This is a genomic window from Bacteroidota bacterium (genome assembly GCA_039714315.1).
GTDB lineage: Bacteria > Bacteroidota > Bacteroidia > Flavobacteriales > JADGDT01 > JADGDT01.
The window spans coordinates 1-13726 of the sequence record JBDLJM010000025.1 but is presented as its reverse complement, the minus strand read 5'-3'; the positions used below and the strand labels follow the sequence as shown (position 1 = coordinate 13726).

At 34.6% G+C, this 13726-nt stretch carries 10 protein-coding genes; 4 read left to right on the top strand and 6 right to left on the bottom strand.

Annotated features, from left to right (window positions below):
* Positions 1 to 6: 6 nt before the first annotated feature.
* The 4 genes from ribB to ABFR62_04435 form a co-directional block, all read right to left on the bottom strand.
* Positions 7 to 1149, bottom strand: coding sequence for a 3,4-dihydroxy-2-butanone-4-phosphate synthase (ribB, locus tag ABFR62_04450; protein ID MEN8137663.1), 1143 nt, complete (start codon positions 1147 to 1149; stop codon positions 7 to 9).
* Positions 1150 to 1217: 68 nt separating this feature from the next.
* Positions 1218 to 2750, bottom strand: coding sequence for an LptF/LptG family permease (locus ABFR62_04445; GenBank protein MEN8137662.1), 1533 nt, complete (start codon positions 2748 to 2750; stop codon positions 1218 to 1220).
* Positions 2751 to 2826: 76 nt separating this feature from the next.
* Positions 2827 to 3471: an outer membrane lipoprotein carrier protein LolA gene (locus tag ABFR62_04440; protein ID MEN8137661.1), complete on the bottom strand. Its 645-nt coding sequence runs from the start codon at positions 3469 to 3471 to the stop codon at positions 2827 to 2829.
* Positions 3472 to 3484: 13 nt separating this feature from the next.
* Positions 3485 to 5920 carry a DNA translocase FtsK gene (locus tag ABFR62_04435; GenBank protein ID MEN8137660.1) on the bottom strand — a complete coding sequence of 812 codons (2436 nt, stop codon included), beginning with the start codon at positions 5918 to 5920 and terminating at the stop codon, positions 3485 to 3487.
* 268 nt (positions 5921 to 6188) lie between these two features.
* Here ABFR62_04435 and ABFR62_04430 point away from each other — a divergent pair, with 268 nt between their 5' ends.
* The 4 genes from ABFR62_04430 to ABFR62_04415 all read left to right on the top strand — a co-directional run bounded on the left by ABFR62_04430 (position 6189) and on the right by ABFR62_04415 (position 10411).
* Positions 6189 to 8204 (top strand): cytochrome c biogenesis protein CcdA, encoded by a 2016-nt coding sequence (locus tag ABFR62_04430; protein MEN8137659.1) that lies wholly within the window; start codon positions 6189 to 6191, stop codon positions 8202 to 8204.
* 107 nt (positions 8205 to 8311) lie between these two features.
* Positions 8312 to 9202, top strand: a complete 891-nt coding sequence (locus tag ABFR62_04425) for an ORF6N domain-containing protein (protein MEN8137658.1) — start codon at positions 8312 to 8314, stop codon at positions 9200 to 9202.
* Between the two features lie 71 nt (positions 9203 to 9273).
* Positions 9274 to 9420, top strand: a complete 147-nt coding sequence (locus ABFR62_04420) for a hypothetical protein (protein ID MEN8137657.1) — start codon at positions 9274 to 9276, stop codon at positions 9418 to 9420.
* 103 nt (positions 9421 to 9523) lie between these two features.
* The gene (locus ABFR62_04415; GenBank protein MEN8137656.1) at positions 9524 to 10411 is read left to right on the top strand and encodes an ORF6N domain-containing protein; all 888 of its coding nucleotides are present in this window, start codon (positions 9524 to 9526) and stop codon (positions 10409 to 10411) included.
* Here the strand turns inward: ABFR62_04415 and ABFR62_04410 are convergent, their stop codons facing one another.
* Positions 10412 to 12820, bottom strand: a complete 2409-nt coding sequence (locus ABFR62_04410; GenBank protein ID MEN8137655.1) for a M1 family metallopeptidase — start codon at positions 12818 to 12820, stop codon at positions 10412 to 10414.
* 122 nt (positions 12821 to 12942) lie between these two features.
* Positions 12943 to 13545 carry a transposase gene (locus ABFR62_04405; protein MEN8137654.1) on the bottom strand — a complete coding sequence of 201 codons (603 nt, stop codon included), beginning with the start codon at positions 13543 to 13545 and terminating at the stop codon, positions 12943 to 12945.
* Between the last annotated feature and the right edge of the window lie 181 nt (positions 13546 to 13726).

The window sequence follows — 13726 nt, the reverse complement described above, 5'->3', positions numbered from 1 at the left end:
ACTAAATTAGTAATCAATATTTTCTACAATTTCCAGACCGTATCCTACCATTCCGACTCTTTTCATCGGAATATTATTTGAAATCAACCTTAACTTGCTAATTCTCAGATCGTGTAAAATTTGAGCTCCGATTCCATAATCTTTATCATCGAATTTAATACTTGGAGCACTCATTTGACCTTGACTCTGAAGAGTTTTCATTTCTTTGATTCTCGATAGTACTGAAGAAGGCTGGACGTTTTGATTTACGAATACTATTGCCGATTTTTCTTCCGAACTAACTAGTTTTAGAACCTTGTTCAATTGAGATTCACTGTCGTTGGTCAGGTAACCTAACAGGTCATTGTTTAATGAATTAGAATTAACTCTAACCGTAACTACATCTCCCAAATCCCAGTTGCCTTTAGTAAGTGCAATATGGATTTGTCCGTTATTTGTTTGGCGGTAAGCTCTTAAATGAAAATCGCCCAGTAGAGTTTTAAGATTGTATTCTTCTACCTTTTCGATAAGAGAATCATGTCGCATTCTATATGCTACAAGGTCTTCGATAGAAACCATTTTCAGGTTAAATCGATCCGCAACTTCAAGAAGCTGTGGTACTCTTGCCATAGTTCCATCTTCATTCATGATTTCACATATTACACCTGCAGGTTTTAGTCCGGCAAGTCTGGCAAAATCAATGGCAGCTTCTGTATGGCCGGTTCTTCTCAGAACTCCTCCATTTTTAGCTTTTAAAGGGAAAATATGTCCCGGTCTGCTCAGGTCAGATGGTTTTGTATTTTCATCGACTAAAGATTTGACTGTTAAAGCCCTGTCGGAAGCAGAAATACCTGTAGTAACACCGTGCCCGAGTAAATCAACAGAAACAGTAAAACCGGTTTCTTTAGGGTCAGTGTTATTTGTAACCATCATGTTGAGCTCCAGTTCTTCTACACGGTTTTCTGTGATGGGCATGCAAATTAAACCACGTCCGTGGGTGGCCATGAAATTAATTATTTCCGGAGTAATATTTTCTGCTGCTGCTACAAAATCTCCTTCGTTCTCTCTGTCTTCATCATCAACTACGATGATTGTTTTTCCCGCTTTAATATCTTCAATTGCTTCGGCAATAGTATTAAGCTTTCTCTCTTTGTTGTCTTTTGTATTCATTTTATACAAGACTATGTTGTTAGTGGTGTTTGAAATATTTATAATTTATGATATTTTCGGGCTTGTTTTTATTTTTTCTTTTTATCCATTTCTTCTTTCTTTTTCTTCACTAAACCGAAGAATTTGTACATAGGAGCAAAGTATAATTCAGAGTTAAATATTACCGAATCTGTAGTTGCCTTTCGTGTTAATAAAATACCAAAAGGAGTAAGGATTAATGCAGGTCCCCATCTTGCCCAGAAAGGTGATAACTGACCGGCAATTCCAAGTTTTTCGGCAGTTATAAACATAACATGGTAAAAAATAAAAATGATTATAGCTACAACTACCGGCATTCCTAATCCTCCTTTACGGATTATAGCTCCAAGAGGTGCCCCTATAAAAAACATAACTATACATATATAAGAGAAAGCGTATTTTCGGTGTATCTCCATGATATGTTTAGCAATATTCTCAAGTCTGTAGCTCTGGGTTTTCTTAACTTCTCCCAGATAGTCCGACATCTTTCTGGCGTGGTTAATCCCGGCATTAATTATATCATCTTTTCTTCTTGTTTTATTCTTGAACTGGTTTAGAACAATATTATTAATGCTATTGGAAACAGTATCTTCTTTAATATTGTCACTTTCAATTTTATCTTCCAGTTTTTTTAAATTTATTTCTGCTAAATTCTGTGTAGTAGAGTCAATCTTTACTGTAGAATACCTTAGTTTGTCCTTAGTTTTGTTTTTGTAGTTTTTAGTTACTTCTACAAATTTAACTTCAAGTGAGTCTACGGCAAGATCTAACTGATTGATATTCATCATAGCGTAGTTGTTCGAGAAATTTTCATCGTTGATATTGTCCATATTGAACGATGATAAATCTATGTATACTACATCTTTCGAAAACTCGGTTTTTGTAAAAGGCTGACGTTTTTTATCCTTTGGAGTTTTTTTATTTGTAGATTCTTCGAACATCCAACCATCATAAAGTGATAGTTTTAGATATTTACCTCCGCCGGCAATTTCCATTTCTCCTTTTTCGGCGGTAATAGATTTGTTATTTCCTCTACCGGCATTATGATCATAAATTATTATATCCTTGATAAATTGATCGTCATCACCGCTTTTATTGGCAATCCGGATACTGTATCCGGGGATGCTGGTATTAAAAATTCCTTCTTTAAGGTTTAAGCTTGGTTTTTGTTTGGTAATGTTATATAAAAGGTTTTTACTTTTGAAATTGGCATAGGGTACTGCATAATTGGAAAAATAATAAGTCAATACTGATAATAGTATCATCAGGGCTATCAGAGGTCTCATTATTTTATAGAGTGAAATACCTGCTGATTTCATCGCTGCTAACTCATAGTTTTCTGCAAGGTTTCCAAATGTCATAATACTCGAAAGTAGAATAGCAAGAGGAAGTGCCATCGGTACTAATGAAAATGAAATATAGTACAGAAGCTTTGCAATAAGCCAAAAGCTTAGTCCTTTTCCTATTAAATCATCCACATAAAGCCAAAAGAATTGCATTATCAGAAAGAAAAGCACCAGAAAAAACGTTGCAACAAATGGTGCTACAAACGATTTAATAATGTAAAAGTTTAATTTTTTCATTAAGTATTTATTATGAAAAAAAGAATTAACATCAGCCTAACAATTATGTTTGCTGTAATCTCTTTACAAAGATAGTCTATTCGTCTAAGTCAGTGTATAGATATTCCGATTCAGGATATTTACTTTTATCGAAGGCAAACAAACTATCAGGTAAATTTTTATTAGCCTTAAGGTCTTTTAGTTGAAGTTTAAATTGTGTTCCTTGTTTATCGGTATAGATAACATTGTATAAATCATTTGAGTTTACATCGCAACCAATAAGAATATATTGATATTCAGAATCTGAATCGATAGGAATTAGTCTAACGTACTGAATAGTCTTTCCCGGAACTTTCTGTTCAATATCCCACTTTATTACATATCCTTCTTTGTACATACTTAAGATCTGAGTAGGTGAACTTATCCCGGATTCATCTTCTGAGCTTGATATTGTTACTTCATCATCAACAATTGTATAGCGTTTGTTTCCGTCAAAGATAATTATAGCTCCATCAAGGTTTATTTTGAATTTTTCTTTCTTGATATAGATATTTCCTGATTTTGACTGGTGGATATCTTCAGCATTGTTGTCCATATTGTAGCTAAATGCCATTTCAATATCCTGATATGCATCAGTTTTAGCACTTACCTTATCTAATAGTTTTATCCCTTTGTTGTCACTTTGTGAAAAAATAGCAGTAGAGAAACTCACTAATATTATTAATAATCCTAACTTCTTCATGTTTTTAATATTTTTAAATTTTTTCATTATTTAATAATTGTTGAAGTGATGCTTCATCAGGTATTAAAACCTGTCTGGCTTTTGATCCTTCAAACGGACCAATAATACCAGCTGCTTCAAGCTGATCAACAATTCTACCCGCTCTGTTGTATCCGAGCTTTAACTTTCTTTGCAATAATGATGCCGAACCTTGTTGAGCATTAACAATTAATCTGGCAGCCTCATCGAATTTAGGATCTCGATCGCCAATATCTATATTAGAAGAACCTGTACTGTCGTCACCTACGTATTCCGGTAACATGAATGCATCGGCATAACCTTTTTGTTCTCCAATATAATTAGTTATCATTTCTACTTCAGGAGTATCGACAAAAGCACATTGAAGCCTTACCATGTCGTTCCCGTTTGAGAAAAGCATATCTCCTTTTCCGATTAACTGGTTTGCACCTCCTTCATCCAGTATTGTTCGGGAATCTATTTTCGATGTTACCCGGAAAGCAATTCTGGCAGGGAAGTTTGCTTTAATAATACCTGTAATAACATTTACGGAAGGTCGTTGAGTTGCCACAATCAGGTGGATTCCAACGGCACGGGCCAACTGAGCCAGCCTTGCAATAGGTGTTTCAACTTCCTTACCTGCAGTCATTATTAAATCGGCAAACTCATCAATAATAAGTACTATGTAGGGCAGAAACTTATGTCCGTTCTCAGGATTTAGTTTTCTTTTTTTGAATTTCTTGTTGTACTCCTTTATGTTACGAACCATTGCATTTTTCAGCAATTCATAGCGGTCGTCCATTTCAATACACAAGGAATTTATGGTATTGATAACTTTGGTTGTATCGGTAATAATTGCCGAATCGGTATCGGGAAGTTTTGCCAGATAGTGTCTTTCAACCTTATTAAATAAAGTTAGTTCGACCTTTTTTGGATCAACTAAAACAAATTTTAATTCAGATGGGTGCTTTTTATATAAAAGCGATGTCATAATAGCATTAAGACCAACGGATTTTCCCTGTCCTGTAGCTCCTGCTACAAGAAGGTGAGGCATTTTTGCCAGATCGGCCACAAAAGTTGTATTCGAGATTGTTTTTCCAAGTGCAACCGGTAAATCCATGTCTGCATTTTGGAAAGTACTTGACGAAAGTACCGACTTCATTGAAACAACAGTAGGCTTTTTATTAGGAACTTCAATACCAATGGTGCCTTTACCCGGTATAGGAGCAATAATTCTAATGCCAAGGGCAGATAAACTTAATGCAATATCATCCTCCAGATTTTTAATCTTAGAGATTCGCACCCCCGGAGCCGGAATAATTTCATACAAAGTTACTGTCGGTCCGATAGTAGCTTTTATCTTAGAGATTTCAATTTTGTAATTGTTTAGGGTTTCAACAATTTTATTTTTATTCAGTTCTAATTCTCCCCTGTCAATATTTATGTTTTCGTTGTCGTAGGCTACTAAATGTTCAAGGTCAGGGAATTTATAGCTGGCCAATTCAAGTTCCGGATCGTACTCTCCAAATTCATCAACAAGCTTATCAGATAAATTCTTTTCAACGTGTTTTTCTTCTTTAGGCGACTCTACTGTAATTTCTAAATCCCCTGCTTCGTCTTTAACATCTTCCTTAACAGGACATTGGGGGATGTCGCTAAGGGCATCAACACCATTTGTACAGAATTCGAAATCGTCAGCAGGATTTTGGGTTTCGTTATTTTTTGTTTGATTAACTACAATATCAAAGTCGTCATTTATTTCCGCATCAGCTTCATGTTTTGTATTAAAGTTATTAGATGCTGGTACATTTTCCTTACCATTTATTGACGGTTCTTTTGCGCGGGATGATTTCCAGTTGTCGAGCGAATCTTTAGTCGAGTATAATTTAGAGTTAATCATCTGTGGTGTTAGGTCGAATCTGAAGATTAACCATATTACCATAGTAAAAAACAGCAGGATAGAAACTCCGATACTACCAACGTAGGCAGCCGCAAAAGTTTTTATTTCATATCCAAAGATACCTCCCAGTATCGGTAAACTTTTTGCAAAAAAGCTTAGGGCAATTGATAGCCAGATTACTAAAACAATATTTTTGAATATATTTTTAATAAAAGTTTTTGAATCCAGCTTGAAGGAAATGATAAGCCCCGCTTTAAAGATTATATATGCAAATATGTATGACGCCACTCCAAACCACAGGTACATAAAAATATGTGCTATATTAGCACCTACTTTACCCAGTAAGTTGTTTACTGTTATATCTTTATTCCAAAATTTACTCAGTTCAGACTGGTCTGATTGCCAGTTCCAAAGATAAGATGTAAATGAAATAAATAAAGAAACAGCAATTAGTATCAGTGTGATACCAATTACCAGGTGAATGTTTTTATTTGAAAAAAGCGATTTTTTAGCCTTAGTTGATTTCGCCTTTGATGAGTTTTTCTTCGCCATAGAAATAGTTTGTACGCAAAAATACAAATAAAGATTTTGCATCAAACTTTTAGGGAGAATATTACTTGATTGTTGATAAATTATAGTTTTTTACAAAGACTATTTGTTAAGCAGCTAAGTATGGGACGACATTTTGCCATAAACTCCCGAAAAAACTGATAAAATGAAAATAATAGGTGATATTTTAAGGTCTTTTTAAGAATATATAAGTAAATAATTTATTTTATTTGCGTTGAAAAATAGATAATTCAATTTAATCAATATAAGAATGAAGTATTATGCAAGCCTTTTACTAGGTCTTTTATTCAGTATTAACTCTTTTGCTCAGGTCCTTACTCCTATAAAATGGGAGTTTTCATCGAAAAAGGTTAGTGATACAGAGTACGATTTAGTTTTTAGTGCCACTGTAGAGCCAAGTTGGCATTTATACTCTACAGATTTACCTGAAGGAGGACCCAATCCTACAACCTTTAAGTTTAAAGGAGCTGACGAAAAATACGATTTAGTTGGAGGAATTAGTCATCGGGATCCCCATGAGGAATTTGATGCAAATTTCGATATGACTCTAAAATATTTCAGCAAAGATGTTGATTTTACTCAACGGATTAAGTTGAAAAATCCCGGAAAACTTAATATTGATGCCGAAGTAGAGTGGATGGCCTGTGATGATCATCAGTGTCTTCCTCCTGACTATTTGGATAATACATTCACGGTAGGAGAAGGAAAAGCTTTATCGACCGGAGAAAAAAAAGAAGTTAAGAAAGAAGAAGTTGATGTTCCTAAAACCGAAACTGTAGATGTTTCTGACGTGGAGAAATCTTCGGAGAATACAGGTTTGTTGAGAATATTTTTTCTCGCATTTTTAGGAGGATTTGCAGCATTGTTAACTCCTTGTGTATTCCCTATGATCCCGATGACGGTAAGTTTCTTTACAAAACAAAGTAAAACTAAAGCAAAAGGTATTTCTAATGCTATAATATACGGACTTTCTATAATTGGAATATACGTAATTCTAGGGGTTGGTGTATCTGCAATATTCGGAGCTGATGCTTTAAATGCATTATCAACAAACGTGTGGTTTAACCTGGGGTTCTTTTTATTGCTTGTAGTTTTTGCATTTTCTTTCTTTGGAGCCTTCGAAATTGTTTTGCCAAACAAGTGGCTTAATGCGGCTGATAAACAGTCGGATAAAGGAGGTTATATTGGGATATTCTTCATGGCATTTACATTGGCATTGGTTTCGTTCTCATGTACAGGACCTATTGTAGGAACATTGTTGGTTGATGCGGCAGTAAACGGAGGAGTAATAGGCCCTATGGTTGGGATGTTAGGTTTTTCTTTAGCACTTGCATTGCCATTTGGATTATTTGCAGCCTTCCCGGGCTGGATGAATTCTTTGCCAAAATCGGGGGGATGGTTGAACTCTGTAAAAGTTGTTTTAGGATTTTTAGAACTTGCTTTTGCTTTCAAGTTTCTATCGGCAGCCGATATGGTATTACAGTTACACTGGTTGGAGCGTGAATTATTCCTCGCTATATGGATAGTGATATTTGGTATGTTAGGATTCTATCTTTTAGGAAAAATTAAGATGCCTCATGATTCGCCAAGCGAATCAACATCTATTACAGGATTAGTGTTAGGAATAGTTGTATTGTCGTTTACGGTATACATGATTCCCGGACTTTGGGGGGCACCTACTAAGTTAATAAGTGGTTTCCCGCCTCCACAGCATTATTCTGAATCGCCATTTGGATTTGGCGGAGGATCAGGAGCATCTAAGGAAGAACTTCCTGAGCACGCGCATTACGGACCGCAGAATATAGTTGGCTTTGATGACTATGAGGCAGCTTTGAAATATGCTAAAGAGGTTAATAAACCATTATTGCTCGATTTTACCGGATGGGGTTGTGTAAACTGCAGGAAGATGGAGGATAATGTATGGAGTGATTCAAATGTGAAATCAATATTGAGTAACGATGTTGTTTTAGTATCGCTTTATGTAGATGAAAAAGAAATGTTGCCCGAATCTGAGCAATATGTATCGGAACATACCGGTAAAAAAGTCAGGACAATTGGTAATAAGTGGAGCGATTTCCAGATAAAAAGATTTAACAGAAACGCCCAGCCGTTTTATGTTTTGGAAGACTTAAACGGTAATGTATTAAATACGCCAAGAGCATACGATACGAATGTAGAAGCATATACTGATTGGCTACATGATGGAATTGATAAATTTAAAAGTTCAAAAAAGGAAATGAAGTTTGATATTCCCGGAATGAAATAAAGAGTTTTTGAGAAAAATATTTTTTATAGACTGATAGAAGCAATTTTATCAGTCTTTTTTTTGCTTATTATTTATCGTAACTTAGATTATCCCAGAATAAAATTACTATGAAAAGCAAAACATCAATATTACCTATCGAAAATATTCAAGATAGTATTTTTACAATACGAGGTTTACAAGTTATGATAGACCGTGATTTGGCAGAATTGTATAAAGTAGATAACAAAAGGCTTAATGAACAGGTCAAAAGAAATATAAATAGATTTCCAATAGAATTTCGATTTAAGTTAAATAATGACGAAAAAGATGAACTGGTCGCAAATTGCGACCGGTTCGATAAATTGAAACACTCCTCAGTCAATCCTTTTGTTTTTACCGAACAAGGTGTTGCAATGTTATCAGCTGTTTTACGTAGTGATACAGCTGTAAAAGTTAGTGTCGTCATAATGAATGCGTTTGTGAAAATGCGAAATATTATATCGTCACAAAAAAATATTTTAAGTCGATTACAGAGTATAGAAAAGAAGCAGTTTAACTTCGAGATTTCAACCGATAATAAAATAAATAAAATTTTCAAGGCACTTGAAAACAATAATATAAAACCAAAAGAAGGAGTGTATTACGATGGTCAGGTTTTCGATGCTTATTTATTTGTTTCAGATATAGTGAAATCAGCGGAAAAATCTATTTTGTTGATAGACAACTATGTTGATGAAACTGTTTTGAATTTATTTACAAAAAGAAACAAAAATGTTTCTGTAAAGATATACACAAAGAATGTTACAAAGGTTCTGAAACTGGATATTGAAAAGTACAACAGCCAATATTCCAAAATTGAATTAATAAAATTTACTAAAGCACACGACAGATTTCTTATAATCGACGAAACAAAGGTTTATCATATCGGTGCAAGTCTAAAAGATCTTGGCAAAAAGTGGTTTGCATTTTCTAAAATTGATATTGAGACTTTGGAGATGATTGCTTTATTGAAAAAGTAAGAAGTATAGGTGATAAGTGGAGTAATTTTTAGATTAGAAGATTTAATAAAAATGCACAACCGTTTTATGTTTTGGAAGACCTGAACGGAAAAGTATTAAATATTCCAAGAGCCTATGATACTGATATAAAAGCTTACACTGATTGGCTACATGAAGGAATTGAAAAAATTAAAAGTTCAAAGAAGGAAATGAAATTTGATATTCCGTCCCTTCAATAAAGAGTTTTTGAAAATATTTTTTTTAGACTGATAGAAGCAATTTTATCAGTCTTTTTTTGCTTATTATTTATCGTAACTTAGATTATCCCAGAATAAAATTACTATGAAAAGCAAAACATCAATATTACCTATCGAAAATATTCAAGATAGTATTTTTACAATACGAGGTTTACAAGTTATGATAGACCGTGATTTGGCAGAATTGTATAAAGTAGATAACAAAAGGCTTAATGAACAGGTCAAAAGAAATATAAATAGATTTCCAATAGAATTTCGATTTAAGTTAAATAATGACGAAAAAGATGAACTGGTCGCAAATTGCGACCGGTTCGATAAATTGAAACACTCCTCAGTCAATCCTTTTGTTTTTACCGAACAAGGTGTTGCAATGTTATCAGCTGTTTTACGTAGTGATACAGCTGTAAAAGTTAGTGTCGTCATAATGAATGCGTTTGTGAAAATGCGAAATATTATATCGTCACAAAAAAATATTTTAAGTCGATTACAGAGTATAGAAAAGAAGCAGTTTAACTTCGAGATTTCAACCGATAATAAAATAAATAAAATTTTCAAGGCACTTGAAAACAATAATATAAAACCAAAAGAAGGAGTGTATTACGATGGTCAGGTTTTCGATGCTTATTTATTTGTTTCAGATATAGTGAAATCAGCGGAAAAATCTATTTTGTTGATAGACAACTATGTTGATGAAACTGTTTTGAATTTATTTACAAAAAGAAACAAAAATGTTTCTGTAAAGATATACACAAAGAATGTTACAAAGGTTCTGAAACTGGATATTGAAAAGTACAACAGCCAATATTCCAAAATTGAATTAATAAAATTTACTAAAGCACACGACAGATTTCTTATAATCGACGAAACAAAGGTTTATCATATCGGTGCAAGTCTAAAAGATCTTGGCAAAAAGTGGTTTGCATTTTCTAAAATTGATATTGAGACTTTGGAGATGATTGCTTTATTGAAATAATTATTTATCCAATACTTTTTTCAGAGCTGTCTTTTCTCCATCATTTAATTCATTACCTGCAAGTAAGTTTTCTAAAGCCTCCTTAAAATCAGTCTGTTCTTTCATAGCTTTTAATACATCGCGGTATGGGCCGGCAAGTCGATAGTTAAACGAGCTGGCTCCGTTTACCAGGTTTATTAATAGTTCTTTGTTGAAATATTGAATTTCAAACAATTTTTGCAGAGCGAGAAGTCTTGTATTGAATTCGAATGAATTTGAAGTGTAATCGACTAATTCTCCTGCGAAAATTTGCTTCTCCAATTCTGTGAAGCTGCCATATTTAACAGCATTCATTAACCATGATAATCTTACAGCGGGAATTGTTGCTCCGGTAATATTTTTTGTGATACTCAGGTATTTGTCACTTTCTCCCGGGAAGCTTTTGCATAACAAATCCAGGGAAGCTGCGGTTAAGTCGTAAGATTTTGTATTTAGGAAATCTTCGAAATAAGTTTTGTCATCTGCCCCAATCTGAATTGTTTGTGTAATAATACTTTTTCTTAAATCGATATCCTTCAACTTAAGGATTTTCGTTTTGAGCTTTATTGCCGATTTGGAATGTTCATGTTTTATTTGGGAGTAAATTTCGGATACAACATTGTAGTTTTCTTCTTTTAAGTTTACTTTACTGTAAATCTTCAGTTTTTTATCAGGGTCTGAATTTTCTAGATTTTTTACTGCATTCCACCTGCTGTATGAACTGCTTCCTTTTAATGCCTGTTCTTTCCAAAATGAAGTGGGTTTAATTACGGTAAACTCTGCTAATGCTTCTATATTAGGGTCAATTTCGAATGATTTTATCTTTTTGCCGAAAAACATTGTATCAACTTCATTTCTCAGTCTGTAATTATGAGTTTTATTTTTGTCGGAAAGCTTTACGGGAATAGTAATATCAAATATTTTACCGCTTTGTTTAAACTGAATCCCTCTTTTATTTCCTTTGTGAAAATATGAAACCTTAACCTTTGCTTCACCGTATTCGAACACCCACTGCTTAAAATAATTATCAAGTACTATATCTAAACTGCTTTCGAAGGAAGAGATTAATGTATGTGTATCAACTACTTTATAAATATTGTCGGAACTGTAATTCTTTATTGCTTTTTTGAAGTTATCGTGGCCAATTTCCTTTTCCAGCATCATCAGTACAAAAGCTCCTTTGTAGTAAAACCTTTCGGTTCCCGCTTTTGGGTGTGCAAGTGCGAGGCTGTCTCTTTTTGATGCCTCCAAAATCATTTCGCGATATAGTTTTTTCTCCCAAAGAAAATCTTCTTCACCGAGAAACTTTTCTATAGCCAAAAGCTGATAATAAGTGGCAAAACCTTCGTTCAGCCAATGGTGTTTTGAGCTTTCACAGGTGAGAGCATCACCAAACCAGTGATGAGCCATTTCGTGCGCGTTTACGCTGAGGTAGTTTCTGTCGACAAACGAAGAGTCGTTACACAGGTATACATCGCTGAATACCGTAGCTTCGGTATTTTCCATGGCACCGTGTTTGAAATCGGATACCGGAATTTGGGCATATTTGTCCCAGGGGTATTTAACTCCAATTTCTTCCTCTAGAAAGGACATTATCTCCTCAGTCTTGAAATATGTACTTTCGTTCCACGATTCTTTTTCGGGGTAATAGTAGTATTGAAATTCTATATTTTCTTCGTCATCCCGACCGGGAGAATCGGGTTGAGAGATTTCATCATCTTTAATTGAATTTTTAACTTCATACTCTCCACCGCCTACCATAACCAGATACGAACTCATAGGGTGTTGGGTTCTGAAGTGCCAATTTGTATTTACAGAATCTATATTTTTCGAAATAAGCTTTCCGTTAGATAGTATTTCATGATTATTTGGGAATGAAATCTTTAAATCATAAATAGCTTTTTCGTCCTGCAGGTCATAAGCCGGAAACCAGTGTCTGTTGTCGATTCCCTGTCCCTGTGTCCAGATTTGTTTGTTTCTGCGATCGGTTTTGTCATCCCAACCTATAAAGTACATTCCTTTTTTTGGTTTGGCAGTATAGTTAATGCTTAAGGAGTTTCTTTCTTTAAGCAACGATTGAGGAAAAATCCACATTCCTCCTTTTGGGAGGTATTTGTAATCGGCTTTTTTACCGTTTAAGAGGATGCTGTTTAATGAAAAATCAACACTATGGATGAAAAATGAATCCACTTTGCTTCTTAGTGGTGTAAATGTTATTTGTGCTGTGCCGGATACGGTCTTTTGCCATGGTTTTATTTTTATGTTAAGCCTGATTGTATCGATATCAATAAATCGTTCGTGAATATCAAAATCATTTGACTTTGGGAATGTTTGGGCGCTGGAATAATTTGATAATAGAAAGAGAAGAAGAAATGTATGCAGATATTTCATGTTAAATTTATTTGTGTTGCGGTCGATCACATAGTGTCGACCGTATCTTTTATTATTGATGATCCATTAAGGAGTGTCTATGTGTCTGGGTAGCCCTAATGTGTCTGGGTAGTCCTTTGTGACTACCCCTTATCCCATTTTTCCGGATTTCGTATTATATAATTAGCAATATCAATATATGCTCTTTTATTTCTGACTATTCGTTCATAATAATTTCTGTGCCATAGTTTTTTATCGAATTTTTTCCAGTTATGGTTTTTCACGCCTCTAATATATTCATTTGTAGTCATAGTTTTGAACCACCCTATGGCATCGCCTATTGTAGTATGGAATTTTTTATTATTTGGACCGTACTGTTGCCCACGTAGGGGCAACAGTACGGTGCTTGATTTTTGGGGCAACAGTACGGTTTTTGTGCATTTGGGCAACAGTATGGTGTTTGCGTTTGGGGTTTCTTCCGGGGCATTTTCTATGATGCAGTGAAAGTGATTTGGCATTATAATCATTTCGTGGCAGAATTTATCGGGATATTTGTTTTCTATTTCATAATACCACTTGTAGATCATTTTGCCCGCTTCGTTTAATATCATTTTTTTGTTGATAATCCTGCCAAACATATGTTTGAATTTGCGGGTATTGATGGTTATGAAGTATAGTCCTGATTGGGAATAGTCGTAATCTTTTAACCTTAAAGATATTCGGTTGTGGAATTTTCGGTTTTGCATGATAAATGTTGTTGGGATGCTGTATTAAAGGTAGGGATAATTTTAGAGGTTTGAAAGGGCAGCCACATAGGGCTGCCCGGAACTACCTGCTATAGGGCTGCCCGGAACTACCTGCTATAGGGCTGCCCGGACCTACCTGCTATAGGGCTGCCCGGAACTACCTGCTATAGGGCTGCCCGGA

Coding starts and splice junctions, on each gene's coding strand:
- ABFR62_04410 (MEN8137655.1), bottom strand. CDS start 12,820: ATGAAATATCTGCATACATTTCTTCTTCTCTTTCTATTATCAAATTAT.
- ABFR62_04445 (MEN8137662.1), bottom strand. CDS start 2,750: ATGAAAAAATTAAACTTTTACATTATTAAATCGTTTGTAGCACCATTT.
- ABFR62_04435 (MEN8137660.1), bottom strand. CDS start 5,920: ATGGCGAAGAAAAACTCATCAAAGGCGAAATCAACTAAGGCTAAAAAA.
- ABFR62_04415 (MEN8137656.1), top strand. CDS start 9,524: ATGAAAAGCAAAACATCAATATTACCTATCGAAAATATTCAAGATAGT.
- ABFR62_04430 (MEN8137659.1), top strand. CDS start 6,189: ATGAAGTATTATGCAAGCCTTTTACTAGGTCTTTTATTCAGTATTAAC.
- ABFR62_04440 (MEN8137661.1), bottom strand. CDS start 3,471: ATGAAGAAGTTAGGATTATTAATAATATTAGTGAGTTTCTCTACTGCT.
- ribB (MEN8137663.1), bottom strand. CDS start 1,149: ATGAATACAAAAGACAACAAAGAGAGAAAGCTTAATACTATTGCCGAA.
- ABFR62_04405 (MEN8137654.1), bottom strand. CDS start 13,545: ATGCAAAACCGAAAATTCCACAACCGAATATCTTTAAGGTTAAAAGAT.
- ABFR62_04425 (MEN8137658.1), top strand. CDS start 8,312: ATGAAAAGCAAAACATCAATATTACCTATCGAAAATATTCAAGATAGT.